Origin of the sequence: Pseudomonas sp. R4-34-07, from assembly GCF_003852375.1 — a bacterium.
GTDB lineage: Bacteria > Pseudomonadota > Gammaproteobacteria > Pseudomonadales > Pseudomonadaceae > Aquipseudomonas.
In genome coordinates, this window is record NZ_CP027760.1 from 2,696,886 (window position 1) to 2,721,983 (window position 25,098).

The window sequence follows — 25,098 nt, forward strand, 5'->3', positions numbered from 1 at the left end:
TAATGCCTCCTGGGACGCTCCGCGTCCCGCCAAGCAGCCGTGACGCAGAGCGTCACGGGCTGCATTCCCACGCGGGAGCGTGGGAACGATCTTAGGTGGGGGCTTGCCTCGTGTCAGGGGTTATTTGGGGTAAAGCGGCGGCAAGCTGGTGGTATCGGTGGCCGGGTCTTGTTGGCGCTCGGCCACGGGGATGGCTTTGATTGCGCGCCACAGGTCTTCACCCAGCCAATACTGGCCACTTTCGCTGTACAGCGCGCCGTTCAACCCGTCCAACGCATCCGACAGCGGCACGAACCGCGCCGCCATGTCGGCGAGGGTTTCCGGTTGTTGGCGGGCCCAGGCATCCAGGGCCTGGCGGGTGGCGTGGGGGTCGTTGGCCTGGGTCGCGCGCTTGAGGTCGTCGAGCAGGGTGCGCGGGCTGGGGCCGGTTTGCGCGGCGCGTTGCACGGCGGGTTGGCGGCGGGCGCGCCACCACAGGCCGAAGCCCAGCAAGGTGGTGCAGGCCAGCAGCAAGGTGCTGAGCTGCCACAGCCACAGGCGTTCGTCATCCGGCGCGGTGATGACGGTCGGCATGGCGGGGGTGTCCACCACCAGGCTCGGGTTGACCGCCACTTGCAGGGTGCGGGCCGGCAGGCTGGTGCGTTCCAGGTGGTCTTCGTGGGTGTTCCACCACACCACTTCCACGGCGGGCAATTCCAGCGCACCGGCTCGCGTGGGCACCAGTGCCTCGCGGTCTTCGCGGCTGCCGATCAGGCCACGGTCGCTGGTCTGGTTGCCCAGTACCGGTTGGTCCGGGTAACGCCGCAGGCCGTTGACATCGGTACTGGGCAGCGCCGGCAGTTGCGCGCTGGACAGGCCCTCGACCTTGACCGTGAGGCTGCGCGTCAGCGAGTCACCGACCTGCACATGCTCAGGCGTGGGACTCCAGGCCTCATCCAGGCTCAGGCTGCGCGCCGGCAACCAGGGCGTGTCGGCGGGGTAGAACTCGGGCTTGGGCTTGACCGTCAGCGCAAGCGGCGCTGAGCTGGCGTGGATCAGCTTGCCCGGCTTGGTGCCCTGCAGCGTGTTCTCCTGGGGAGGGCGCGATTCCACCAGGGTCGCGCTGAAGGTCTGCGCTCCAATTGCCAAAGCCCCGCTGTGCTGCGGATAGATCGCGTAGCGGGTTTCGATCACGCCATGGCGAATACTGTTGATGACTTTTTCATAGGTGCGCGACTCGCCCAATTGCTCGACCCGTGCGTCGGGGATTTGCAGTGGCGTGAGGTTGCTGTCGTCATACAGCGACACCGAGTGATACACGCGCACCGTCAGCAGGGCCTGGGCCTGCACATAAACGCTGGTCTGGTCGAGGTTGGCTTCGACGAACACCGGTGCCAGTTCGGCGCTGGTGTTCTGGCTGGCGGTCTCCAGCACTTGCAGGGTGATCGGCTGGGTCTTGAGGTCGCCCACTTGCAGCGGCGGGATCACCACGGTGCCGTTTTCCCGGGGCAGCAGGGTGATGATCCAGCGCGTGGTCGCGTGGTTATCGCCGCCCAGGGTGGTGAGCTGGTTGATCTGGCGCGTGCCGCTGACTTCGAACTGCGCATCCAGGGGCGACAGGTCGGGCTTGCCGAACTGGGTCACGTCGCTGGATTCCACCGTCAGCTCCACCGTTTCCCCTGAGTTGAGGCGGCTGCGGTCGACGCTGGCGACCAGGTTCGCCGCCTGGGCGTGGCCTGTCGACAAGGCGAGCAAGAGCAGAAGGGTGGTGCGGCGGCTCATCGAGTCTTGTCCTGATGTTGTTGCTGTTCGTACCAGAATTTGCGCCGCAGCAGTTCACCGGGGTTGTCCGGGATCTGTTGCAGCCATTGCTCCAACGCCTGGCGATGTTCGCCTTCAAGGCTCGCATCGGCGGGGCGTAGCGGCGGCGTGGTGGTTTGCTCGTCGCCCAGCTCGCTGCCTGGCACGTCGTTACCGTCGGTTGGCGGCGCGCCAGCGGTGTCGGTGGCGCCGTTGGCGGCTTGGCCCTGACCCTGAGTGGATTGTTCGCCACCCTGGGCATTTTGTCCGTCGGCGCCCGGTTGCGCAGTTTGGCCGGGTTGGGTGGTTTCGTCATCCTGGTTTTTTGCCGGTTCGTCAGGCTCAGGCTGGGCTTGTTCGCGCAGCAGGTTTTCCACCAGCGCCTTGTTCTTCAGGGCCGGTTGCAGATCGGGCTGGGCTTCCAGCGCCTGTTCGTAGGCATCGATCGCAGCTTCCAGCTCACCTGATCGGGCCAGGGCATTGCCGCGATTGTAGTGGGCGTAGGCGTTGTCACCCTGGGCAAAACGCTTGATGGCTTCGGCATAGTTACCGGCTTCGTACAGGGCCACGCCTTGCCATTGCGGGTCCTGGAAGCGTTCGGCGGCCTCGGCCGGGCGTTTTTTCTTCAGCAGGTACTGGCCTTGCTGGTCGGGGCGCAGCCACAGGTCCTGGAATTCGAAGGCATAGCTGGGCTGCGGTGCGGCCATCAACAGCAGCGGCAGACAGAACAGCCAGCCGCGGCGCCCGGCGCAGGCGGCCAACAGCAGCAGCGGCAGGAGCAGCCAGTAACCCTGGTCGGCCCAGGTGTCCAGGCGCAGCAGTTGACCGTCGTCGCGCAAGGCCTGGGGCGGGTCGAGTACGCCGAGTTGGCGCAGGTCTTTGTCGTCCAGGCGCGCGGCTCGGTAGCGGCCGCCCATTTCGCTGGCGAACGCCTTGAGGGTCGGGCTGTCGAGGCGTGGGATCAGGATCGCGCCCTGTTCGTCCTTGAGGAATTCGCCGCTTTCCTGGGTGACTGGCGTGCCTTCACGACTGCCGATGCCGAGGATCGACAAGCTCGGCGCCTGGCTGCCTTGCAACAGCAACCGGATACCCTGGCGCTCCTGTTTGGACAGCGACGAGCCGATCAGCAGCAGGCGCCCCTGGCCGAGGCCGCCGTGCTTGAGCAGGGCCAGGGCTTTTTCCACGGCCAGGTCGGCGCGGTGGCCAGGCTCGGGCATGATCGAGGGGCGCAGAGCTTCAAGCAGGTTACGGCTGGTGGCCAGGTCATCCGACAGTGGCACCAGGGTGTGGGCGCTGCCGGCATACACGACGATGGCGGTTTGCGCATCGGTGCGTGCCTGCAGCAAGTCATACAGCTTGCGCCGCGCCTGTTCGAGACGGTTGGGCGGGCTGTCGGTGGCGAGCATTTGCGGGGTGAGTTCCAGCAGCACCACCAGCGGGTCGGAAGGCTTCTGACTGAGTTGTTCAACCCGTTGCCAACTGGGCCCCAGCAGCGCCAGCAACGCCAGCAGCCAGGCGATGCCCAGTACCACCCAGGGCGATTTGCTTTCGCGGCCGTTGCCGCCACTGAGCAGCGTGGCATGGAAGGCCTGGGGCAGGATGAGCTGCCAGCGCCCGGCGCGTTTTTGCCGGTGCCACAGTTGCCACAGCAACCAGCCGAGCAGCGGCAGCAGCAACAGCCACCACGGGCGCAGCCAGTGCGGCCACAAAGCGATCATCGACGCCTCCGCAAGCGCAGACGCTTGAGGCGCTGGCGCCATTCCGGGCTCTGCGGCAGGAACATGCCCTTGCTCGACAGTTTGGTGTACAGCCGCTGCAAGGCGTTGTTCGGCCAGCGTTCGTGAACCACCAGCAACAGGCTGAGGAGCAGCGCCAGGGCCAGCGGGCCGCTGTACAACGCGTGGGCCGGGCGGGCCTGGGTGGGCTGCTGTTCGACGGGCTCGAGGGTGTCGAGGGTGGTCTTGATCTGTTCCAGCTCGTTGCCATCACGGGCGCGGAAATACTGGCCGCCCGTCGCCTCGGCGAGCGCCTTCAGCGCCGGCTCGTCGAGGTCCAGGCTCGGGTTCACGCCGAGAATGCCCAGGGAGCCGGTTTGCTCAGGGTCGGCGCCGATGCCGATCGGGTAGATTTTCACGCCTTCTTCAGCGGCCAGGCGCGCGGCGGTGAGCGGGTCGATTTGCCCGGCGTTATTGGCGCCGTCGGTCACCAGGATCAGCACGCGGCTTTGCGCCGGGCGCTGGCGCAGGCGTTTCAGGGCCAGGCCGATGGCGTCGCCGATGGCGGTGTTCTTGCCAGCGATGCCGATGCGCGCTTCATCCAGCCAAGTGCGCACGGTGCGCCGGTCGAAGGTCAGCGGTGCTTGCAGGTAGGCCTGGCTGCCGAACAGGATCAGGCCCACACGGTCGCCTTCACGGCCCTCGAGAAAATCCCCGAGCAAGTGCTGGACCAGCGCCAGGCGACTGACGTCTTCGTCCTGCCAGTGCATGTCGGGAAAATCCATGGAGCCGGAGACATCCACCGCCACCAGCAAGTCGCGGCCACTGGCGGCAATCGGCAGCGGCTCGCCGAGCCATTCCGGGCGGGCGGCGGCGGTCAAGAGCAACAGCCACAGCACCACGAACGGTGCCTGCTGGCGCCAGCCCGGCAGGTTCACCCGAGCGCGGCGCCGGGCCAGGCTTTCGAGGTCGTTGAGGTAGCTGACTTTCAACGCGGGTTCGCCACTGTCGGCCGCCGGCAGGACCAGGCGCATCAACCACGGCAACGGCAACAGGACGAAGATCCACGGCCAGGCGAACTCAAACATGTTTGCGAATCCAGGTGTCGACGGCTTGGGTCAGGCCACCGATGGCCTTGTCGTCGAGTTTGCATTCAGGCTTGTAGGCGCCTTCGACCAGCACCATCCAGCGCGTGAGGCCGGCGGCGGGGCAGCGGTTATCGAGGAACGCCAGCCATTTGCGGCCGTTGAGGGTGTGGCTTTGGCTGTAGGGGTAGTCGTTGCGGCACAGGCGTTTGAGCAAGCCATTGAGTTGCTGCAGCCACGCTCCGGCGGGCGCGCCGTCATAGGGTTTGGGCATCAGCGCCAGCTCGGCCAGGGCCGCAATGCGCAGCGGGTCCAGCGGTTGTTCGGCGCGGGCCACGGGGCGGCGCGTGGGCAGGAAACGGCGCAGCCACCACAGGCCCCAGCCCAGCATCGGGAGCAGCAGCAACAACAGCCACCAGCCCGGCGCGGGCGGCCAGAAGCCGATGGCTGGCGGGGCGATCAGCGGTTGCAGTTGGTCGAGGCTGCTCATTGTTTTCTGACCGGGCGTTGCGGGTTGAGGTATTCGCGCAGTTGCTCGACCATTTCACTCTGGGTGCTCAACGGCATCAACAAGACGCGCAGCTTTTGCGCGAGCAACTCCCAGCGGGCGATGCGAGCTTCAGCCTGGGCCTTGTAGGCCTGGCGCAAATCGAAATTGAGCGTATCGAGTTCCAGTTGCGCGCCTCGTTGCGCGAAACGCAGCAGTCCTGCGGCGGGCAGGGCATGGTCCAGCGGGTCGGAGATGGGCAGCAGCAACAGGTCGCAATGACGCGACAACAGGCTCAGTTGCTGCTCGGCGCCTTCAGTCAGCGCCCGTTCATCGCAGATCACAATGCCTAGGCTGCCGGGGCGCAGCACTTCGCGGCCACGGCGCAGGGCCATGCCCAGCGCGTCGGCTTCAGGAAGGCTTTCGGTGTTCAGGCTCTGGTTGACCCGCACCAGGCGGTTGAGCAGTTGCAGCAGGCTTTGCTTGCTGCGCCGGGGTTTGATTTCGTAGTGCTCGCTGTCGCCGAACACCAGGCCGCCCACGCGGTCGTTATGCCCCAGCGCCGCCCAGCCGATCAGGCTGGCGGCTTGTGCGGCGAGCACCGACTTGAACATCTGCCCCGAGCCGAAAAACAGCCGGCAGCTTTGCTCGACCATGATGAAAATCGGTCGTTCGCGCTCTTCGTGGAACAGTTTGGTGTGGGGCTCCTGGGTGCGTGCGGTCACGCGCCAGTCGATGGTGCGCACGTCGTCCCCGGCCTGGTACACGCGCACCTGGTCGAAATCCACACCGCGCCCGCGTAGCTTGGAGTGGTGCAGGCCGACCAGCGGGCTGCGCTGGCCGGGGGTGGAGAACAATTGCACTTCACGCACGCGATGGCGCATCTCGATCAGCTCACTGAGCGTGACGTGGATACCCGCGCTCGCGTTCATCGGCTTCAAGCGACGGCAACGACGTCAAGAATGCGTTGCACCACGCGGTCCTGGTCAACGCCTGCGGCTTCGGCCTCGAACGACAGGATGATGCGGTGGCGCAACACGTCGAACAACACCGCCTGGATGTCTTCGGGGCTGACGAAGTCGCGGCCGGCCAGCCAGGCATGGGCGCGCGCGCAACGGTCGAGGGCAATGGAGCCGCGCGGGCTGGCGCCGTAGGCAATCCACTCGGCCATTTCCGGGTCGAACTTGGCCGGGGTGCGCGTGGCCATGACCAACTGCACCAGGTATTCCTCCACCGCATCGGCCATGTACAGGCCGAGAATTTCCTTGCGCGCGGCAAAGATCGCCTGTTGGCTGACGCGGCGCTCGGGCTTGGTTTCGCCGTTGAGCGCTTCGCCACGCGCCTGTTGCAGGATGCGCCGTTCGACGGCGGCATCCGGAAAGCCGATCTTGACGTGCATCAGGAAACGGTCGAGCTGGGCTTCCGGCAGGGGGTAGGTGCCTTCCTGCTCGATGGGGTTCTGCGTGGCCATCACCAGAAACAGCGGCGACAGCTCGTAGGTGCTGCGGCCCACGCTGACCTGGCGCTCGGCCATGGCCTCGAGCAGCGCAGACTGGACCTTGGCCGGTGCGCGGTTGATTTCGTCCGCCAGCACCAGGTTGTGAAAGATCGGCCCCTGTTGAAAGACGAAGCTGCCGGTTTCCGGGCGATAGATTTCGGTGCCAGTGATGTCGGCGGGCAACAGGTCGGGGGTGAACTGGATGCGATGAAACTGCGCTTCGATACCTTCGGCCAGCTCTTTGATGGCCTTGGTCTTGGCCAGGCCCGGCGCGCCTTCGACCAGCATATGGCCGTCGGCGAGCAGGGCGATCAGCAGGCGATCGATGAGTTTTTCCTGGCCGAGAATCTGCGTAGAAAGAAAGGTTCGCAGCGCAAGCAGCGCTTCACGATGTTCCATCGATGACGGTTCCTGGAAAGATGAGCCCGGGTGTCAGGGAAAAACACCGGCCTGGGGCGCTTACTTTAATGCATCGTGGGGTGCGGCGACTAACGGCGTGACGGGTATTTTTGGCAAAACTTGTAGGAAATTTGTGTGGAGTGCGGTCAATGTGGGAGGGGGCTTGCTCCCGATGACAGTGTGTCAGGCACTTCTATATGACTGGCCCGCCGCAATCGGGAGCAAGCCCCCTCCCACATTTGATCCTGGGTGCAGCTTAAATTCGCGTGTAGGTGCCAGTACCTCTGAGGATGTTCTGCAGGGTTTCTTCGACCTCGGCCAGGTCGGAGGCGGCCGTGGCGTGGGTGATCTGCAACTGATCCTTGCCCCCCAGCGCATCCGCATCGCCGGCCGCCAGTTCGATCAACAAGCGGGTGTCGCCCAAGGTGACTTTCAGCCCATCCAGGGTTGAAGGCTCGTAATCCCAGGTCAGTTCCACCTCGTCTTCATCCGGATACCGGCTCAGCATGAACATCTCGCCGTTCTTGCCGTGGCAGCAGAGCATGGCCATGTTGTCTTCTTCGTCGTCGCACGGGGTGACCATCAAGGCGTCGGTTTTCAGCTGCAGCATGGGGAATCCTGTGTGGAGGAGGGCGTTTGCGCCGGGCAATTGTGCCATCGCGACGAATTTTATGCTGCATTGTGTGTCAGACCGAGTGCATGACCTGTCGGCCCAAAGCAGTCATTTTTGATACTGGCGGACCTGAATATTGCCGGTTGCCCAAGTCGCAACCCTGCACCTGCTTACCGATGACCGAATATGTCGCAGCACCGCAAGCAGCCGGCTTCCTACACTCGTTAAGCTGCGCAACGGATGTGCCCCGCGCCAGGCGCCTGACCTGCCCGTCGTACCGTCACCCGGCGCGGTGTGCATCTTGTGGAAGTTGTATGTGACCTGACTGTCTTGTCCAGCTTCACCCACCTGTCACTCTGATTGGTTTATGGTGCTTGTCATCACGACCAGAACAGAGCTGACGGTCTCCCCGCAAGGGGATAACACGCGACGCTTCCATCAATAACAAGCCCAAGCGGAGTACCACAGATGGCGTTCTTCACCGCAGCCAGCAAGGCCGACTTCCAGCACCAACTGCAAGCGGCACTGGCGCAGCACATCAGTGAACAGGCACTGCCACAAGTGGCGCTGTTCGCTGAGCAATTCTTCGGCATCATTTCCCTGGACGAACTGACCCAGCGTCGCCTTTCCGACCTGGCCGGTTGCACCCTGTCTGCCTGGCGCCTGCTTGAGCGCTTCGACCACACCCAACCGCAAGTGCGGGTCTACAACCCCGATTATGAACGTCATGGCTGGCAGTCGACCCACACCGCGGTCGAAGTGCTGCACCATGACCTGCCATTTCTGGTGGACTCGGTACGTACCGAGCTCAACCGCCGTGGCTACAGCATCCACACCCTGCAAACCACCGTGCTCAGCGTGCGCCGTGGCAGCAAGGGCGAGCTGCTGGAAATCCTGCCCAAGGGCACCCAGGGCGAAGGCATCCTGCAAGAGTCGCTGATGTACCTGGAGATCGACCGCTGCGCCAACGCCGCCGAATTGAATGTGTTGAGCAAAGAGCTCGAGCAGGTGCTGGGCGAAGTGCGCGTGGCCGTGGCCGATTTCGAGCCGATGAAAGCCAAGGTCCAGGACCTGCTGGCTGGTGTCGACGCCAGCGCGTTCGTGATCGACGGCGAAGAAAAAGCCGAGATCAAAAACTTCCTCGAATGGCTGGTGGGCAACCATTTCACCTTCCTTGGCTACGAAGAGTTCGTGGTACGTGACGAGGCGGACGGCGGTCATATCGAATATGACGCCAGCTCTTTCCTCGGTCTGACCAAACTGCTGCGCGCCGGCCTCACCGCCGAAGACCTGCGCATCGAAGACTACGCCGTGGCCTACCTGCGCGAACCGACCGTGCTGTCGTTCGCCAAGGCTGCACACCCCAGCCGTGTGCACCGCCCGGCTTATCCGGACTACGTGTCGATCCGCGAGATCAGCGCCGAAGGCAAGGTCATCAAGGAACACCGCTTCATGGGCCTGTATACCTCCTCGGTGTACGGCGAAAGCGTGCGGGTGATCCCTTACATCCGCCGCAAGGTCGCGGAAATCGAGCGCCGCTCGGGCTTCCAGGCCAAGGCGCACCTGGGTAAAGAACTGGCCCAGGTGGTGGAAGTACTGCCGCGTGACGACCTGTTCCAGACCCCGGTCGATGAGCTGTTCAGCACGGTGATGTCGATCGTGCAGATCCAGGAACGCAACAAGATCCGCGTATTCCTGCGCAAAGACCCGTACGGCCGTTTCTGCTACTGCCTGGCCTACGTGCCGCGTGACATCTATTCCACCGAAGTGCGCCAGAAAATCCAGCAAGTGCTGATGGATCGCCTGAAAGCCTCGGACTGCGAATTCTGGACCTTCTTCTCCGAATCCGTGCTGGCCCGTGTGCAGTTGATCCTGCGGGTTGACCCGAAGAACCGCCTGGACATCGACCCGCTGCAGCTGGAGAAAGAAGTGGTGCAGGCCTGCCGCAGCTGGCAGGACGACTACGCCAGCCTGGTGGTAGAAAGCTTCGGCGAAGCCCACGGCACCAATGTGCTGGCGGACTTCCCGAAAGGTTTTCCGGCCGGCTACCGCGAGCGTTTCGCCGCCCACTCGGCCGTGGTCGACATGCAGCATCTGCTCAGCCTCACCGAAGCCAACCCGCTGGTGATGAGCTTCTATCAGCCGCTGGGCCAGGTTTCCGGTCAGCGCGAGCTGCATTGCAAGCTGTATCACGCCGACACCCCGCTGGCGCTGTCCGACGTGCTGCCGATCCTGGAGAACCTCGGCCTGCGCGTGCTGGGTGAGTTCCCGTATCGCCTGCGCCACGCCAATGGCCGTGAGTTCTGGATCCATGATTTCGCGTTCATCGCCGCCGAAGGCGTGAACCTGGATATCCAGCAGCTCAACGACACCCTGCAGGACGCGTTCGTGCATATCGTCCACGGCGATGCCGAGAACGATGCGTTCAACCGCCTGGTGCTCACCGCCGGCCTGCCATGGCGTGACGTGGCGCTGCTGCGCGCTTACGCCCGTTACCTGAAGCAGATCCGCCTGGGCTTCGACCTCGGCTACATCGCCAGCACCCTGAACAACCACACCGACATCGCCCGCGAGTTGACCCGGTTGTTCAAGACCCGCTTCTATCTGGCGCGCAAGCTCACCGCCGATGACCTGGAAGACAAGCAGCAACGCCTGGAACAAGCGATCCTCAGCGCCCTGGACGACGTTCAGGTGCTCAACGAAGACCGCATCCTGCGTCGCTACCTCGACCTGATCAAGGCCACCCTGCGCACCAACTTCTACCAGTCTGACGCCAACGGCCAGAACAAGTCGTACTTCAGCTTCAAGTTCAACCCCCATGCGATCCCCGAGCTGCCCAAGCCGGTGCCGAAGTTTGAAATCTTCGTCTACTCGCCACGCGTCGAAGGCGTGCACCTGCGCTTTGGCAACGTGGCCCGTGGCGGCCTGCGCTGGTCCGACCGTGAAGAAGACTTCCGTACCGAAGTGCTCGGCCTGGTAAAAGCCCAGCAAGTGAAGAACTCGGTGATCGTGCCAGTGGGCGCCAAGGGCGGCTTCCTGCCGCGTCGTCTGCCGTTGGGTGGCAGCCGTGACGAGATCGCGGCCGAGGGCATCGCCTGCTACCGCATCTTCATTTCCGGCCTGTTGGACATCACCGACAACCTGAAAGACGGCGCCCTGGTACCGCCGGCCAATGTCGTGCGCCATGACGACGATGACCCGTACCTGGTGGTGGCGGCGGACAAGGGCACTGCGACCTTCTCCGACATCGCCAACGGCATCGCCATCGACTACGGCTTCTGGCTGGGCGACGCGTTCGCCTCCGGCGGTTCGGCCGGTTACGACCACAAGAAAATGGGCATCACCGCCAAGGGCGCGTGGGTCGGCGTGCAGCGTCACTTCCGTGAGCGCGGCATCAATGTGCAGGAAGACAGCATCACCGTGGTGGGCGTCGGCGACATGGCCGGTGACGTGTTCGGTAACGGCTTGCTGATGTCCGACAAGCTGCAACTGGTCGCGGCCTTCAACCACCTGCACATTTTCATCGACCCGAACCCGAACCCGGCAACCAGCTTCGTCGAGCGCCAGCGCCTGTTCGAACTGCCGCGTTCGGCCTGGACCGACTATGACACCAGCATCATGTCCGAAGGCGGCGGTATCTTCTCGCGCAGCGCGAAGAGCATTGCCATCTCGCCACAGATGAAAGAACGCTTTGACATCAAGGCCGACAAGCTGACCCCGACCGAACTGCTCAACGCCTTGCTCAAGGCACCGGTGGACCTGTTGTGGAACGGCGGTATCGGTACCTACGTCAAGGCCAGCACCGAGAGCCACGCGGATGTGGGCGACAAGGCCAACGACGCGCTGCGCGTCAACGGCAACGAGTTGCGCTGCAAGGTGGTGGGCGAGGGCGGTAACCTGGGTATGACCCAGCTGGGTCGTGTGGAATTCGGCCTCAATGGCGGCGGTTCCAACACCGATTTCATCGACAACGCCGGTGGCGTGGACTGCTCCGACCACGAAGTGAACATCAAGATCCTGCTCAACGAAGTGGTGCAGGCCGGCGACATGACCGACAAGCAGCGCAACCAGTTGCTGGCGAGCATGACCGACGAAGTCGGCAGCCTGGTGTTGGGCAACAACTACAAGCAGACCCAGGCCCTGTCCCTGGCCGCGCGCAAGGCTTACGAGCGTGCCGCCGAGTACAAGCGCCTGATGAGCGACCTGGAAGGCCGTGGCAAGCTTGACCGCGCCATCGAGTACCTGCCGACCGAGGAGCAGCTCGCCGAGCGCGCCGCGGAGGGCAAGGGCCTGACGCGTCCGGAGCTGTCGGTGTTGATTTCCTACAGCAAGATCGACCTCAAGGAAGCGCTGCTCAAGTCCCAGGTACCGGATGACGAGTACCTGACCCGTGACATGGAGACCGCGTTCCCGCCGAGCCTGGTGGCCAAGTTCTCCGAGGCGATGCGTCGTCACCGCCTCAAGCGCGAGATCGTCAGCACCCAGATCGCCAACGACCTGGTCAACCACATGGGCATCACCTTCGTTCAACGGCTCAAAGAGTCGACCGGCATGAGCCCGGCGAACGTGGCTGGCGCCTATGTGATCGTGCGCGACATCTTCCACCTGCCGCACTGGTTCCGTCAGATTGAAGCCCTGGATCACCAGGTGTCCGCCGATGTGCAACTGGAGCTGATGGATGAGCTGATGCGCCTGGGCCGTCGCGCCACGCGCTGGTTCCTGCGCAGCCGTCGCAACGAGCAGGACGCCGGGCGTGATACCGCGCATTTCGGTCCGCACCTGGCGGCGCTGGGCCTCAAGCTCGACGAACTGCTGGAAGGCCCGACCCGTGAAGGCTGGCAGAACCGTTATCAGGCCTACACTCAGGCCGGCGTTCCGGAGTTGTTGGCGCGCATGGTTGCAGGCACGACCCACCTGTACACCCTGCTGCCGATCATCGAAGCCGCCGACGTGACCGGGCATGACGCCGCCGAAGTGGCCAAGGCCTACTTCGCCGTCGGCAGCGCCCTGGACCTGCCGTGGTACCTGCAGCAAATCAGCGATCTGCCGGTGGCCAACAACTGGCAGGCCCAGGCCCGCGAAGCCTTCCGCGACGACGTGGACTGGCAGCAACGGGCGATCACCATTTCGGTACTGCAAATGGCCGACGCGCCACAAGACATGGAAGCCCGCGTGGCCCTGTGGCTTGAGCAGCACCAGGATATGGCTGATCGCTGGCGCGCAATGATGGTGGAAATTCGTGCAGCGGTCGGCACGGACTACGCCATGTATGCGGTGGCCAACCGTGAGTTGCTGGACCTGGCGTTGAGCGGTCAGTCGGTGATGCAGCCGGCGTGATGCTTGGGTAGTACCCCATGTGGGAGGGGGCTTGCTCCCTCCCACACTGATCGTTCCCACGCTCTGCGTGGGAATGCCTCCCATGACGCTCCGCGTCGCCCGCTCTCAGTCGGGACGCGGAGCGTCCCCAGCGGCATTCCCACGCAGAGCGAGGGAACGATCAGCTCAAGGGTGTTTGAGTAATTTGCTTTCCAGGTGATCCAGGTGCTGGGTCATCAAGCCCACCGCAGCGCTTATGTCGCGCTGCTCGATCGCATCCACAATCGCTACATGCTCCTGCCACGCGCAATACGTGCAGGCTTTCGCTTCATATTGGGCAATCACCAACGACGTCAACGGCACCAGGCTGTTGAGGAACTGGGCCAGCGGGCCATTGCCTGCGATGGCGGCCAACAACAGGTGAAACTCCCCCGACAAACGTAGCGCCGGCCCGCGCTGGTCACGCTCGATGCAGTCGCGTTCGCGGCTGATCAATTCCCGTAGCTGACGTAGCTGTGCACCGGTGGCCTGGGTGCACACCAGTTGCACCACGGTGATTTCCGTCAGGCGCCGCGCTTCGAGGATCTGCCGCGTCTGGTGTGCATCCGGCGCCGCCACTTGGGCGCGGTGGTGGGGGCGCAGGATGATCACTTGCTGGTGGGACAATTTGGCCAGCACCCGACGAATCACACTGCGGCTCACCCCAAAGGTTTCACCCAGGCTTTCTTCGGTAAAGCGGCTGGCCGGGGCGATGCGCTGCTCAAGGATCGCATCGAACAGGCGTGGGTAGATGTCATCCACCGAGGGCTTTTTGCCCGCTACCAGCCGCAGTGCGGGGAGGAGGGGGTCGCGTTGCAGCGCGTGAGCGTTCATGGCCGGTCTCCAGAATATCAACTGCCCAGATGGTCGTCCGGGATGTTCAAGCGAATGCCCATGCGCAGGCCTTCCTGCAGGATGTGCCGACGCATTTCGGCGCTGGCCAGGGCGCTGTTCTTGTTACGGATGGCCCGCACCACCGCCTCGTTCTCGCGCAGGCGCTCGGCCAGGTGTTCTGGGGAATTGCGCAGCACCTGGGCGCTTTGCTTGAGCGCGTTGCTGGTTTGTTGCACCACGTTCTGGAAGATCGGGTTGGAGGTCAGGGCGAACAGTTCTTCGTGAAAGCCGATATAGGCGTTCATGCCGGCTTCGGCATCGTCGGCATCGAGGGCTTCGCGCATGTCCATCAGGGTCAGGCGCAGTTGGCCAATTTCCTTGCTGCTGATGGACTGGGCGACCAGGCCGACGATGAAGGGCTCGAGGGTGTAGCGCAGTTGCAGAATGTCTTCCAGGCTGGCATCCGCCACCGCGTCGCTCGACTGCGACCCGCTGACGCTGGTTTCCAGCACCACCACGCCTTTGCCGGGCATGGAGCGCACCAGGCCGAGGGTTTCCAGCACAATCACCGCTTCACGCAGGCTCGGGCGGCTGATGCCCATCTGTTCGGCCAGTTCACGCTGGCCGGGCAGCATTTCCCCACGCCGCCACTGGCCGCGCGCCAGGGCAGCGCGCAGTTTTTCTACAACTGAATTGACGACGGTCGAGGTGCTGATCACGTCGTTATCTCCTTTAATGTTGCGAATACGATTGTCAGGCTGACACTGGGCAAATGTGGGAGGGGGCTTGCCCCCGATAGCAGTGTGTCAGTCACAGAATCCCTCCCAGATTGGCCTGTGTCGCCTTCAAAATTCCTGATGCGCCGGCACCACCGGCTTCTTCGCCTGGAAGGCATACCCTTGCTGGCCGTCCAGCACCTTGTTGGCACGCTGGATATCAATATCTTTTTCCCAGCGCGCAATCGCCACGGTAGCGACGCAGTTGCCGATCAGGTTAGTCAAGGCGCGGCCAATCCCCATGAACCAGTCCACCGCCAGGACCAGCACCAGGCCGACCACCGGAATCGCCGGGATCGCCGTAAGCGTTGCCGCCAGAATCACCAGCGCCGAGCCCGGAATACCGTGGGCGCCTTTGGAGGTGATCAACGAGACCAGCAGGATGGTCAGCAGGTCGGTCATCGACAGCGGGGTGCCGGTGGCGTTGGCGATAAACACGATGGCCAGGGTCAGGTAGATCGAAAAACCATCCAGGTTGAAGGAGTAGCCGGTAGGAATCACCAGGCCAACGGTGGAGCTGCCGATGCCCAGATGCTCCAGCTTGCGCATGATCTGCGGCAGCACCGCGTCGGAAGAAGCCGTGCCCATCACGATCAGCAGTTCTTCGCGCAGGTACTTGAGCAGCGGCAGCATGCGCAGCCCGGAAAGGCGCATCACCAGGCCCAGGATCAGCCCGACGAAGGCAAAGCAAGTCAGGTAGAACAGGCCCACCAGGCTGCCCAGGTGTTGCAGGGAGTCCAGGCCGTAGGTGCTGGTGGTGAAGGCGATTGCGCCGAACACACCAATCGGCGCCAGGCGCACGATCATGCCCATGATGCGAAAGATCACATGGCTCAATTCATTGATCAGCCGCGAGATGCCGGAAGCCGCTTCACCCACCAGGTTCAGCGCGCTGCCGAACAGCACGGAAAACAACAGCACCTGCAGCACGTTATTCTCGGCAAAGGCACCGATCACCGAGTTGGGAATCAGGTCCATCAGGAACTGGCTGGTGCCGCGAATGTGCTGGCCCTTGTCGGCCAGTTCATTCAGGCCGGCGGATGACAGTTGCTCCAGATGAATATTCGCGCCGCTGCCGATGCCGGTGCTGAAGGCCATGATCAGGCCGAGCACCAGGGCGACGGTGGTCAGCACTTCAAAGTAGATCACTGACTTCAAGCCGATGCGCCCGACTTTTTTCAAGTCGCCGGCGCCGGAAATGCCGCTGACCACTACGCAGAACACGATCAGGCCGATCAGCATTTTGATCAGCTTGATAAAGCCATCACCCAGGGGTTTGAGTTGCGAGGAGAATTCGGGAAGGGCCAGGCCGCAAATGACGCCGAGCATCAGGCCAATCACGACTTGCAGGAAAATCGAACGCGAGCACCATCTGAGCATGGGAAGGATCTCTATTCGGTGCCCTGGTGGTTCCAGGGCTTAATTGTTGTGGTCTTACCGGTAAGTCCAGTGCGCGGCCAGTCTACGCGCGGTTTTTTTCAAACCACAAGCAAATATTCGGCGACTGAGCGGTGCCGGTCTGACCGGTCGGCCTGCAACCGCGATGCTTGAGCGGTTGACGGGGCGCAAATTTTTTTGCGTATCATCCGCGCTCGGCATGCGAGGTGATAAATGGACCCATCAGGGCTGACAACGGACGAAACCGGGCGCACCCACTGCGCGTGGCGCAACGCCGCGCCGCAATACCCGCAGTACCACGACCACGAGTGGGGCGTGCCGGTGGCGGATGACAACCAGTTGTACGAGAAGATTTGCCTGGAAGGTTTTCAGGCGGGTATGGCGTGGATCACCATCTTGCGCAAACGCGAGCAGTTTCGGCAGGCATTCGACGGCTTTGATTTTCACAAGGTCGCGCAGTACGGCGAGGCGCAGATCGAACGCTTGATGAACGACCCCGGTATCGTGCGTAACCGGGCGAAGATCCTGTCCACGATCAACAATGCGCGCCGCGCCTGTGAGCTGGTCAGCGAGACCGGTTCCCTGGCGCGCTGGGTGTGGTCTTTCGAGCCCGACCCCGAGGAGCGCCCGGCGCTGGTGGACATGGCGTACTGGACGGCCAACCCGACGTCACCGGCTTCGGTGCGATTGTCCAAGGCGCTGAAGAAACGTGGCTGGACCTTTGTCGGACCGACCACGATGTATGCGTTGATGCAGGCGATGGGGATGGTCAATGATCATCTGCAGGGTTGCGTTCGCCGTGAGCAAATCGAAGCGCTACGCCGCCAATTCGAACGACCCTGAGTCATTGCCTCAAAAATATTTGAGCCAAGTGATATCCCTGCGCCGCGCCTTAAGCCCGGCAAACCAGCGCACCGGTACATACAACGCCAGGGGCAAGGCGAACGCCGCCAACCACACGGCGCCCATGCTGTCGAAACCGAAGTAATTGCCGTGATTCAACCCAAACAACGCGATGGCAGCGACATACAACAGTTTGAGCACATACAGGTGCAACAGATAAAAGAACATCGGCGCCGCGCCAAATACCGCAAGGATGCTGATCCAGCGTTTCTGCCCGGCCCGTTCGAACGCCAGCAGCAATAGCAGGCCGACGCCCAGCGTCAGCGCCAGGAACAACAGCGAAGGCGGGTATTTGGTGATGTTGAAAAAGCTCATCAATGTCTGCACGCCGCTGTCATAGGCCTGCCAAGGTTTTTCGCCATAGCCGTTGGCCGCCCGCAACAGCACAAAACCCAGCAACGCACCGGCACCCGCCAGCAGCAAATAACGCTGGCGCACGGCGGGCAGCACGTCATTCGCAAACCATGGGCCGAGGCCGTAGCCCAGGGCGATCACGCCGATCCACGGCAGCACCGGGTACGTCACGCGCAGGCGCAGGGTATCGGACACCTCGATCCAACTGCGCTCATGCAGGATCGACCAGGCAACCTGCAAGGCCGATCCGGGCGCGAAATGCACGCCATCGAGCAGGTTATGCCCGGCGATGATCGCCAGCGCCAGGGTGATCAGCAACGGGCGCGGTAACCACACCAGCGCGGCGAGGGCGAGCATGCTCACGCCAATCGCCCAGATCACCTGCAGGTAAATCACACTGGGCGGCAACTGGAAGGTCCAGGCAAAGTTGACCAGCGTGAACTCCAACACCACCAGAAACAGACCCCGCTTGAACAAAAATGCCGACACCGCGCGCCGGCCCTGGTATTTCTGCCCATATAGCCAGGCCGACAAACCGGTGAGCAGCACAAACACCGGCGCGCACAAATGAGCGAGGGTACGGCTGAAAAACAGCGCCGGCTCGGTCGTGTCGATGCTCATCGGGTCGCCCACCTGGCGGTGCAGCAGGAAGGTTTCGCGCACATGGTCGAGCAACATGAACAGGATCACCAGGCCGCGCAGGGCGTCGATGGAAAGCAGGCGTGGGCGTAGCGCAACAGCGTCAGGCATGAGGCGGTTCACAAGGCTGGGCGGAAAAAAAGCGTTATCCTATAACATTAAGCCGCACTTTGCCGCGTTGCGCAGGGCGCGAAATCAGCCTTGGATGCGAGCGCCTATAATTTCCGCCAGGGAGTTGTCACTGACGCAGCGGGTGGCGTACGCGCGGCGTCAGTGGCAAAGGCCGTCGGTGCAGGCGTGGGTCAACCAGCCACGCCTTGGGGTGTAGCACTTTCGTTGATTTGCGCGACGCGCCGGTCCAGGTCTTCCCAGTCCGCCATGCCCAGCACGCGCGTGGTATTCAAGCCGCGCAGGTAGCCACGCAGCTGCTGGGCACTGGAGGCTTGTTCGTCGGCGCCACTGGCCTCGTTCAGCAGCACATTTTCATATTCGACCAGGTAATCGGCGACCCGCTCGCGAAACTCCGGCAATACGGCTTCGCGGATGCGGTCGAAGGTTTTCTGGTGCGGCTTCATGGCGTGGTCCTTATAGGTTTTATGGAACTGGGCTGCCTGACACTATCGGTTCAAATGATAGTCACCATCAAGGATCACAAGTTCTGTTTTTATGGCAAAAGCGCAGAATTCGCTTCATCGAAACGCTGCTCAAGGAACTGCGCGATGAGGACAATAATCCAGCTGGCTTTGATGACCCTGATGCTCGGCACTGCGGTGCTGGCCAACCCGGCGATTGCCGATGAGCTGCGTACAGGCCATTTGCTGCCACTCGCCGCTAGCGTAGACTCCCTGCAGCGCGCGCAGTCGGTGGGGGTGTTGTACAGCGAAAACACACGCGACAACCTCAGCTACCTCGAGCGCTACCACGCCATGGCGCTCAATGGCGCCAAGGATGCCCTGGATGCACGCATTCGCGAGGCGTTCGTCAACAGCTCCGATCCGGAACTGGCCATCGACTGGCTGATGCACTCGCTGCAAGGCACATTTGTCTCGGTCACGGTCTATGCCAGCCTGGATGACTTGGTGCAGGCGCATCCGGACGTGGTGGTGGTGCTCGATACCCATAGCCAGCTGCTGACACCGCGTAATGACGTGGTCGAGGCGCGCTTTACCGCGCGGTTCTATGACGCCGACCTGCAATACATCGCCAAGGCCGAAGGCTCGGTGGATAAGCAGGTGCCGTCGGTGTGGGTGCATGACAAGTCAGCACTCGAGATCGCCGCGCAGATCGAGCAGCAGCGAGATGTACAACAAGATGCCTTGAAGCAGTTCGATGCGTCGCTAAAAGCCTTGGTCCGCGCCGGTTGATACGCGGGCCGATGCAAACCTATCTGTTATTTTCAGGAATGTTTATGCGCTCTTTTTTCGCCCCGGCTCTGGCCTTTGCTTCCCTGCTGCTGACCGGTTGTATCACGGCGCCCAATGCCCCCTCGCTGACCCTGCAAACCACCAAGACCCCTGAAGGCTATGTGCAATGCGTCTTGCCCAAGCTTGAAAAGCACGGCATCACCTCGACCGTGACCCAGAACTCGCGCCACGCCAAGGTGCTGTTGACCAGCAAGGTCGCGGCCGATGATGTGCTGGAAGCCTACAAATCCCAGGACGGCACCAAGGTGTTCCTGTATGAGCGCAAGCCCCTGGCTTCGGCACTCAAGCCGTCGCGGCTCGAGCAGGCGGCGCAGGATTGCCAGTAACCCAGGATCACACTGACCCAAATGTGGGAGGGGGCTTGCTCCCGATGGCGGTGTGTCAGTCAGCAAAACTGTAGCTGACCCACCGCTATCGGGAGCAAGCCCCCTCCCACATTTGGATGGCGTTCGATTCAGGGCTTTGCTTCGTTGCTGAAGCTGTTCACGGTCTTGACCAGCCCTTGCGCTGCCAACGCCACCAATTCACCGCCTTTCTCCACCGTCGCCAATGCCGGGTCCGAGCCCATGCGCCCGTCGGGGAAGCGGGCGCGGAAGTCCAGTGCCTCGCGGATCGGGCCGGTGTTGGCGATTTTCGGCGCGTAATCGGCTGACTTGATCGAGTCCGGGTAGGCCCATTGCGTCACGGCAATCTCCGAAGGCGTCGCGTGGCTGCCATGGCCCACCGGGAACTGGCGCTGCGCCAGGTCGGTGACGCCCTCCAGGTCCCACCAGTTGACCAGCTTCAGCGCGAAGCCGGCCGGGCGGCGGGCATAGCTGGCTTCGGCATAGAGCTCGGAAAACGCCGCTTCGATGGTAGCGATATTGCCGCCGTGCCCGTTCAGGAACAGGATCTTGTCGAAACCATGCCCGGCCAGCGAGCGCACCCAGTCGCCAATCGCGGCGATAAAGGTGGAAGGGCGCAGCGAGATGGTGCCGGGAAAGCCCAGGTGGTGCTGGGCCATGCCGATATTGAAGGTGGGGCCGACCAGGATGTCGGCATTCTTCTGCGCCTCGACGGCGATGATCTCCGGGCACATCCAGTCGGTGCCCAGCAGGCCGGTGGGGCCGTGCTGTTCGTTGGAGCCGATGGGGATCACCACCGTGCGGCTGCGCTCCAGAAACTGCCCGATCTCGATCCAGGTGGATTTATGTAGAAGCATGCGACGCTCTCTCTTATCGGTGGGGACAGGCTATCCGCCACGGATTGTACGACTACTCGCCACTTGTTGGGGTTTGCAATTGAGATAGGTCGACGACTTCAACCAGCGCTGGTCGGGGTACCATGAGAACATGAACTGCCCGTCCTTGAGCTTGTCCACCACTTGGCGGGCAACTTGCGGGCGCACCGCCGGGCAGCCCTGGCTGCGGCCGATCCGGCCTTCGCGCTTGCTCCACAACGGGCTGACATAGTCGGCAGCGTGAATCACGATGGCGCGGTCGCGGGCCAGGTCATTGAAACCGGGCTCCAGGCCATCCATGCGCAGCGAGTAGCCATGGGTGCCGAGGTAACTTTCCTGGGTGCGGAATAGGCCCAGGCTGGACTGATGGCTGCCTTCGAGATTGGAAAACTGGGTGGCGAAATTTTCCCCGGACTTGGCACCGTGAGCCACCAGGTCGCGCAGGACCAAGGTCTTTTTGCGCAGGTCGAAGATCCACAGCCGACGGGCGGTCGAGGGTTGGGAGTAATCGATCACCGCCAGGCGATCGGAACGGTCCTCGCCATTACTGACCGCACACTGCACCGCGTTCAAGGCACTTTTCAGCACGATGGGATTGAGTTCTGGAGCCGAGCGCGCCAGGCTGCTATACAAAGAAGGAGGGGAGCCATTGGCGGCGAGCGCAACATTGCTCAGTAACGCCAGGCCCCCAGTGATCAAGCCCAGTTTGGTGATGCCGAGCCGGCGGATAAAAGTCAGCATCTACAGTCGAGTCCCCGCTGTGGAGTGGAGCTAAGTCAATTGTTCAAAAAACACGCATGTTACTTGAGCATTTGCCTGCTCGTTACACCACTGGTCGCCACAGCCGAAACGCTGCCGCTGGAACCGCTGCCGGTCACGACGCCTGCACCGGTTGACCTGGCGCCGCTGCAACAGGCCCTGGCGCAGTTGCCCAGCGTCTGCCCCCAACTCGCACCGCGTATCGACCCCAGCGCGCAATTGCGTCTGCAAGCTTTTTACCAGCAGCAGGGCGACACGCCGCTGTGGTCGGATGACGCGCGCCGGCAAGCCTTGCACAGCCAGCTGTCGATGCTGGCCGATGACGGCCTGGACCCCACTCACTATAGCTTGCCCAGCGCGGATGCCACGGCCAACGTGCTGTGCAGCGACATCGCGGTCAGCCAGCAGTACCTGCAAGCCCTGCAGGATTTGCACTACGGACGCCTGCAGCAGTCACGCTTCGAACCGCTGTGGCATGCCCAGCCGCCGGCCGTCGATCCAAACACCGCGTTGCTTGCCTTCGCCGCCACCGGCCTGCAGGACATGGCCCAGGCGTTCGATCAGGCACGGCCCAGCGCGGACTTGTATCGCAGCCTGCGTAACGCCTATTCCAGCGTGCGCCAACAGCCGTTGCCGCATTGGGAGGCGGTCGGCGACGGCCCGCTGTTGCGCCCCGGCATGGAAGACCCACGGGTGCCGGAATTGGCGCGTCGGCTCTACAGCGGCGGTTACTTGACCCAGGAACCCAAGGGCAGCGCCAAGCAATACCGCCCCGAACTGGTCGCTGCGGTCAAGGCCTTCCAGCTCAGCCATTCCTTGCAGGCTGACGGCGTGATCGGCGCCGGCACCGTGGCTGAACTGAATATCAGCCCGGCGGTGCGTCGCGATCAACTGCGTATCAACCTCGAGCGGTTCCGCTGGCTGGCCCAGGACCTGGAGCCCGAAGGCGTGGTGGTCAACGTCGCCGCCGCGCAATTGAGCGTGTACCAGAGCGGTATCCCGGTGTGGCAAACCCGCCTGCAAGTTGGCCGCGCCGAGCGCCAGACGCCGCTGCTCAAGTCGCGTATCACGCGGTTGACCCTCAACCCCACCTGGACCATTCCGCCCACCATCATGCGCGAGGACAAGCTGCCTGCGATCCGCCTCAACCCGGAATATCTGCGCCAGCAGAACCTGCAAGTGCTCGACGCCGAAGGCCACCCGCTGACGCCGGATCAGGTCGACTGGACGCGCCCCGGCAACATCTTGCTGCGCCAGGAGGCGGGGCCGCGTAATCCGTTGGGCAAGATCGTGATGCGCTTTCCCAACCCCTATTCGGTGTACCTGCATGACACGCCAAGCCAGCCGCTGTTTACCAAGGGGCCGCGGGCGTTCAGTTCGGGGTGTGTGCGCGTTGAGCAACCGTTGTTACTGCGCGACCTGCTGGTCAGCCCGGCTGAACGCACGCGCACCGATGAATTGCTGGCGACCGGCGTGACCCATGAGTTCAGGCTGGCCACGCCGGTACCGGTTCTGTTGGGGTACTGGACCGTGGAAGTGGATCGCCAGGGCAGCCTGGTATATGCGCCGGATATCTATGCCCGCGACCCGGTGTTGATAAAGGCGATGGGGACTGTGCTGTAGAACTGAATGGCCCGGTACCCATGTGGGAGAGGGCTTGTGTGGGAGGGGGCTTGCCCCCGATTGCGGTATGTCAGTCAGCTCATCTGTAGCTGACACACCGTCATCGGGGGCAAGCCCCCTCCCACATTGGATCTGTATTCATTCAGTTAATTATTCAGGCATCAGTTGCTGGCGGCATTCCAGCAGCAACCGTGCGCCGCCCAGTTCGCTGGTGCCGACGTCCAGCCTGAAGCCGTGCAGGTTGATGATCGCCGCCACAATCGACAGGCCCAGGCCGAACCCGCCTTGCTGATCACTTTCATCGACCCGATAAAAGCGCTGGAACACCGAAGCGCGTTCGGCGGCCGGAATGCCCGGTCCGGAATCGAGGACTTCGATCCGTGTGCTGCCCAGGTCATTGACCGCGCGCAGGATCACTTTGCCCTCGGGTGGGGTGAACTTGATCGAGTTGCTCAGCAGGTTGGCCAGGGCTTCGAACAACAGGGCGCGGTCGCCGGTAATCCAGGGCAGCGAATCCGGGGTCTGCAGCACCAGTTCCAACTCACCTTCTTCGGCCAGGGGCAGGTAGAAGTCGTGCAGTTCGCGCAGCAGCGGCAGTGGGTCCATCAGCAAGAAACCCGAGCGACGCTGGTGGTCTTCCAGTTCCGAAATGCGCAGTAATCCGCGAAAACGCGCCATCAGCGTGTCGGTCTCGGCAATCGCGTCATCCAGTTGCAGCGCATGGGCCGAGTCTTCCTCCGCTTGTTGCTTGATTCTGTAAAGCTGCGCACGCAGGCGCGTCAGCGGGGTGCGCAAATCGTGGGCGATGTTGTCGCACACGCCCTTGACCTCGTTCATCAGCTTCTCGATACGGTCGAGCATGGCGTTGACGATGGCCGCGAGCATGTCCAGTTCATCGCGCCGGTCGGACAGGGGCAGGCGGTGCGTCAAGTCGCCGGCGACGATGGCTTCGGCGCTGGCCTGGATCCCGCGAATGCGGCGCAGCGGACGACGGCGCAACAGGTGCCAGCCGGCGGCGCCGGGGATGATGGTCAATGACACTGCCCACAGCAAGGCATGCCAGATAATCCGGGTTACGCCGAACAACGAACCGTTGGCGCGCACCAGCACCAGCCAGCGGCCATCTTCGGTGTGGGTGGCCACGGCGTCGCAGCTGTCCTTGGGCAGTTTCGGGTCATCGGAGTCAACGCAATTGGCCAGGGCGTGGATCTTGCCATCCAGGGGCAGGTCGGGCGGCACCGCGCGGATCGGCCCGCTCAAGGGCCGAAACTGCTGGTCGAACAGGCCATAGGCATCCACGCCCTTCATGTCGAAGGTCATGCTGGTGGTCAGCGCATCCACCAGTTCTTCACCGTCGAAATGCTGGAACAAATGCTGGCGCTGCATCAGCGAATGGCGCGACAGGTCACTCAGATACCCGGACACTTCGTAATACAGCACCCCCATGAGGATGCAGCTCCATGCCACGAACAGCGAGCTGTACAGCGCCAGCAAGCGGCTGCTGGAAGAGCGCCAGCCTTTAGAGGGGTTCAGCAATGACATAGCCCGAGCCTCGTACCGTGCGGATCAACGGCGGCAGGCCCGGTGGGTCGATTTTCTTGCGCAGGCGACCGATGTGCACGTCGATCAGGTTGGTGCCGGGGTCGAAGTGATACCCCCAGACTTCTTCGAAGATCATCATCCGCGACAGGATCTGCCCGGTGTTGCGCATCAGAAATTCCAGCAACTTGTACTCGGTGGGCAGCAGGCTCAGCGGCTGCTCGGCGCGGCTGGCTTCGCGGCTGATCAGGTTCAATTCAAGGTCGGCCACGCGCAGCGCGGTTTCGAATTCCTTGACCGTGCTTTTACGCCGCAGCAGCACCTCGACGCGGGCGGCCATTTCATCGGACGCGAAGGGTTTGGTCAGGTAGTCATCGCCGCCGGCGCGCAGGCCGCGCACGCGTTCGTCGACATCGGAGAGGGCGCTGATCATCAGGATCGGCGTGGACACCCCGATAGTGCGCAGGGTGGTGACGATGGCCAGGCCATCCAGCTCGGGCAGCATGCGGTCGAGGGTGATCAGATCGTAATCACCACTCACAGCACGGACCAGGCCTTCGCGGCCATTGTCCACCCAGTCTACGTCCAGTCCATGGCTACTCAGCTCGGCGACGATCTCGCGGGCCGTTACGGCGTCATCCTCGATGGTCAAAATGCGGGTCATAGGATTACCTGGTGAGCGTTCACACTAGAAGTGCG

General features: G+C 62.9%; 21 protein-coding genes. 5 read left to right on the plus strand and 16 right to left on the minus strand.

The window, feature by feature from the left end:
• Positions 1-120 precede the first annotated feature (120 nt).
• From C4J85_RS12295 to C4J85_RS12325, 7 genes are all read right to left on the minus strand, one after another.
• Positions 121-1,761, minus strand: a complete 1,641-nt coding sequence (locus tag C4J85_RS12295) for a BatD family protein (RefSeq protein WP_124409732.1) — start codon at positions 1,759-1,761, stop codon at positions 121-123.
• Positions 1,758-3,497 carry a tetratricopeptide repeat protein gene (locus tag C4J85_RS12300; RefSeq protein WP_124366885.1) on the minus strand — a complete coding sequence of 580 codons (1,740 nt, stop codon included), beginning with the start codon at positions 3,495-3,497 and terminating at the stop codon, positions 1,758-1,760. Before C4J85_RS12300 ends, C4J85_RS12295 begins: the two co-directional genes overlap by 4 nt.
• Positions 3,494-4,582, minus strand: coding sequence for a VWA domain-containing protein (locus tag C4J85_RS12305; protein ID WP_124409733.1), 1,089 nt, complete (start codon positions 4,580-4,582; stop codon positions 3,494-3,496). Before C4J85_RS12305 ends, C4J85_RS12300 begins: the two co-directional genes overlap by 4 nt.
• Positions 4,575-5,069 carry a DUF4381 domain-containing protein gene (locus tag C4J85_RS12310; RefSeq protein WP_124409734.1) on the minus strand — a complete coding sequence of 165 codons (495 nt, stop codon included), beginning with the start codon at positions 5,067-5,069 and terminating at the stop codon, positions 4,575-4,577. Before C4J85_RS12310 ends, C4J85_RS12305 begins: the two co-directional genes overlap by 8 nt.
• Entirely contained in the window at positions 5,066-5,998 is a 933-nt protein-coding gene (locus C4J85_RS12315; protein ID WP_124409735.1) for a DUF58 domain-containing protein, read from the minus strand. Before C4J85_RS12315 ends, C4J85_RS12310 begins: the two co-directional genes overlap by 4 nt.
• Before the next feature lie 5 nt (positions 5,999-6,003).
• Complete coding sequence (locus C4J85_RS12320; RefSeq protein ID WP_020301524.1) at positions 6,004-6,963, minus strand: MoxR family ATPase; 960 nt, start codon at positions 6,961-6,963, stop codon at positions 6,004-6,006.
• A 256-nt stretch (positions 6,964-7,219) separates the two neighbouring features.
• Positions 7,220-7,573 (minus strand): hypothetical protein, encoded by a 354-nt coding sequence (locus tag C4J85_RS12325; protein ID WP_124409736.1) that lies wholly within the window; start codon positions 7,571-7,573, stop codon positions 7,220-7,222.
• Between the two features lie 471 nt (positions 7,574-8,044).
• Between C4J85_RS12325 and C4J85_RS12330 the strand changes: the two genes are divergently transcribed.
• Positions 8,045-12,913 carry an NAD-glutamate dehydrogenase gene (locus C4J85_RS12330; protein WP_124409737.1) on the plus strand — a complete coding sequence of 1,623 codons (4,869 nt, stop codon included), beginning with the start codon at positions 8,045-8,047 and terminating at the stop codon, positions 12,911-12,913.
• A 165-nt stretch (positions 12,914-13,078) separates the two neighbouring features.
• Here the strand turns inward: C4J85_RS12330 and C4J85_RS12335 are convergent, their stop codons facing one another.
• The 3 genes from C4J85_RS12335 to C4J85_RS12345 all read right to left on the minus strand — a co-directional run bounded on the left by C4J85_RS12335 (position 13,079) and on the right by C4J85_RS12345 (position 15,921).
• Positions 13,079-13,765, minus strand: a complete 687-nt coding sequence (locus C4J85_RS12335) for a GntR family transcriptional regulator (protein WP_124409738.1) — start codon at positions 13,763-13,765, stop codon at positions 13,079-13,081.
• A gap of 17 nt (positions 13,766-13,782) precedes the next feature.
• Positions 13,783-14,484 (minus strand): FadR/GntR family transcriptional regulator, encoded by a 702-nt coding sequence (locus C4J85_RS12340; protein ID WP_124366891.1) that lies wholly within the window; start codon positions 14,482-14,484, stop codon positions 13,783-13,785.
• Between the two features lie 126 nt (positions 14,485-14,610).
• Positions 14,611-15,921 (minus strand): C4-dicarboxylate transporter DctA, encoded by a 1,311-nt coding sequence (locus C4J85_RS12345; RefSeq protein WP_124362683.1) that lies wholly within the window; start codon positions 15,919-15,921, stop codon positions 14,611-14,613.
• 231 nt (positions 15,922-16,152) lie between these two features.
• On the opposite strand from C4J85_RS12345, the gene C4J85_RS12350 reads away from it, so the two are divergent.
• Positions 16,153-16,782, plus strand: coding sequence for a DNA-3-methyladenine glycosylase I (locus tag C4J85_RS12350; RefSeq protein WP_124407087.1), 630 nt, complete (start codon positions 16,153-16,155; stop codon positions 16,780-16,782).
• A gap of 9 nt (positions 16,783-16,791) precedes the next feature.
• On the opposite strand, the gene C4J85_RS12355 is transcribed toward C4J85_RS12350, so the two are convergent.
• Both C4J85_RS12355 and C4J85_RS12360 read right to left on the minus strand, forming a co-directional pair.
• Entirely contained in the window at positions 16,792-17,946 is a 1,155-nt protein-coding gene (locus tag C4J85_RS12355) for a DUF1624 domain-containing protein (protein WP_124409739.1), read from the minus strand.
• Between the two features lie 191 nt (positions 17,947-18,137).
• Complete coding sequence (locus tag C4J85_RS12360; protein ID WP_124362687.1) at positions 18,138-18,410, minus strand: hypothetical protein; 273 nt, start codon at positions 18,408-18,410, stop codon at positions 18,138-18,140.
• A gap of 144 nt (positions 18,411-18,554) precedes the next feature.
• Here C4J85_RS12360 and C4J85_RS12365 point away from each other — a divergent pair, with 144 nt between their 5' ends.
• Positions 18,555-19,199, plus strand: a complete 645-nt coding sequence (locus C4J85_RS12365) for an ATPase (protein WP_124409740.1) — start codon at positions 18,555-18,557, stop codon at positions 19,197-19,199.
• A 44-nt stretch (positions 19,200-19,243) separates the two neighbouring features.
• Complete coding sequence (locus C4J85_RS12370; RefSeq protein ID WP_124404065.1) at positions 19,244-19,585, plus strand: hypothetical protein; 342 nt, start codon at positions 19,244-19,246, stop codon at positions 19,583-19,585.
• A 128-nt stretch (positions 19,586-19,713) separates the two neighbouring features.
• Here the strand turns inward: C4J85_RS12370 and C4J85_RS12375 are convergent, their stop codons facing one another.
• On the minus strand, positions 19,714-20,460 hold the full coding sequence (locus tag C4J85_RS12375) for a creatininase family protein (RefSeq protein WP_124407090.1): 747 nt from the start codon (positions 20,458-20,460) through the stop codon (positions 19,714-19,716).
• 30 nt (positions 20,461-20,490) lie between these two features.
• Positions 20,491-21,219 carry a murein L,D-transpeptidase catalytic domain family protein gene (locus C4J85_RS12380; RefSeq protein WP_124409741.1) on the minus strand — a complete coding sequence of 243 codons (729 nt, stop codon included), beginning with the start codon at positions 21,217-21,219 and terminating at the stop codon, positions 20,491-20,493.
• 39 nt (positions 21,220-21,258) lie between these two features.
• Between C4J85_RS12380 and C4J85_RS12385 the strand changes: the two genes are divergently transcribed.
• Positions 21,259-22,860 carry a murein L,D-transpeptidase gene (locus C4J85_RS12385; protein ID WP_124409742.1) on the plus strand — a complete coding sequence of 534 codons (1,602 nt, stop codon included), beginning with the start codon at positions 21,259-21,261 and terminating at the stop codon, positions 22,858-22,860.
• Positions 22,861-23,010: 150 nt separating this feature from the next.
• On the opposite strand, the gene C4J85_RS12390 is transcribed toward C4J85_RS12385, so the two are convergent.
• Together C4J85_RS12390 and C4J85_RS12395 are read right to left on the minus strand one after the other, a co-directional pair.
• Complete coding sequence (locus tag C4J85_RS12390) at positions 23,011-24,402, minus strand: HAMP domain-containing sensor histidine kinase (RefSeq protein WP_124409743.1); 1,392 nt, start codon at positions 24,400-24,402, stop codon at positions 23,011-23,013.
• Positions 24,380-25,063, minus strand: coding sequence for a response regulator transcription factor (locus C4J85_RS12395; protein WP_122539638.1), 684 nt, complete (start codon positions 25,061-25,063; stop codon positions 24,380-24,382). Before C4J85_RS12395 ends, C4J85_RS12390 begins: the two co-directional genes overlap by 23 nt.
• Positions 25,064-25,098: the final 35 nt, after the last annotated feature.

Coding starts and splice junctions, on each gene's coding strand:
- C4J85_RS12295 (WP_124409732.1), bottom strand. CDS start 1,761: ATGAGCCGCCGCACCACCCTTCTGCTCTTGCTCGCCTTGTCGACAGGC.
- C4J85_RS12300 (WP_124366885.1), bottom strand. CDS start 3,497: ATGATCGCTTTGTGGCCGCACTGGCTGCGCCCGTGGTGGCTGTTGCTG.
- C4J85_RS12305 (WP_124409733.1), bottom strand. CDS start 4,582: ATGTTTGAGTTCGCCTGGCCGTGGATCTTCGTCCTGTTGCCGTTGCCG.
- C4J85_RS12310 (WP_124409734.1), bottom strand. CDS start 5,069: ATGAGCAGCCTCGACCAACTGCAACCGCTGATCGCCCCGCCAGCCATC.
- C4J85_RS12315 (WP_124409735.1), bottom strand. CDS start 5,998: ATGAACGCGAGCGCGGGTATCCACGTCACGCTCAGTGAGCTGATCGAG.
- C4J85_RS12320 (WP_020301524.1), bottom strand. CDS start 6,963: ATGGAACATCGTGAAGCGCTGCTTGCGCTGCGAACCTTTCTTTCTACG.
- C4J85_RS12325 (WP_124409736.1), bottom strand. CDS start 7,573: ATGCTGCAGCTGAAAACCGACGCCTTGATGGTCACCCCGTGCGACGAC.
- C4J85_RS12330 (WP_124409737.1), top strand. CDS start 8,045: ATGGCGTTCTTCACCGCAGCCAGCAAGGCCGACTTCCAGCACCAACTG.
- C4J85_RS12335 (WP_124409738.1), bottom strand. CDS start 13,765: ATGAACGCTCACGCGCTGCAACGCGACCCCCTCCTCCCCGCACTGCGG.
- C4J85_RS12345 (WP_124362683.1), bottom strand. CDS start 15,921: ATGCTCAGATGGTGCTCGCGTTCGATTTTCCTGCAAGTCGTGATTGGC.
- C4J85_RS12350 (WP_124407087.1), top strand. CDS start 16,153: ATGGACCCATCAGGGCTGACAACGGACGAAACCGGGCGCACCCACTGC.
- C4J85_RS12355 (WP_124409739.1), bottom strand. CDS start 17,946: ATGCCTGACGCTGTTGCGCTACGCCCACGCCTGCTTTCCATCGACGCC.
- C4J85_RS12360 (WP_124362687.1), bottom strand. CDS start 18,410: ATGAAGCCGCACCAGAAAACCTTCGACCGCATCCGCGAAGCCGTATTG.
- C4J85_RS12365 (WP_124409740.1), top strand. CDS start 18,555: ATGAGGACAATAATCCAGCTGGCTTTGATGACCCTGATGCTCGGCACT.
- C4J85_RS12370 (WP_124404065.1), top strand. CDS start 19,244: ATGCGCTCTTTTTTCGCCCCGGCTCTGGCCTTTGCTTCCCTGCTGCTG.
- C4J85_RS12375 (WP_124407090.1), bottom strand. CDS start 20,460: ATGCTTCTACATAAATCCACCTGGATCGAGATCGGGCAGTTTCTGGAG.
- C4J85_RS12380 (WP_124409741.1), bottom strand. CDS start 21,219: ATGCTGACTTTTATCCGCCGGCTCGGCATCACCAAACTGGGCTTGATC.
- C4J85_RS12390 (WP_124409743.1), bottom strand. CDS start 24,402: ATGTCATTGCTGAACCCCTCTAAAGGCTGGCGCTCTTCCAGCAGCCGC.
- C4J85_RS12395 (WP_122539638.1), bottom strand. CDS start 25,063: ATGACCCGCATTTTGACCATCGAGGATGACGCCGTAACGGCCCGCGAG.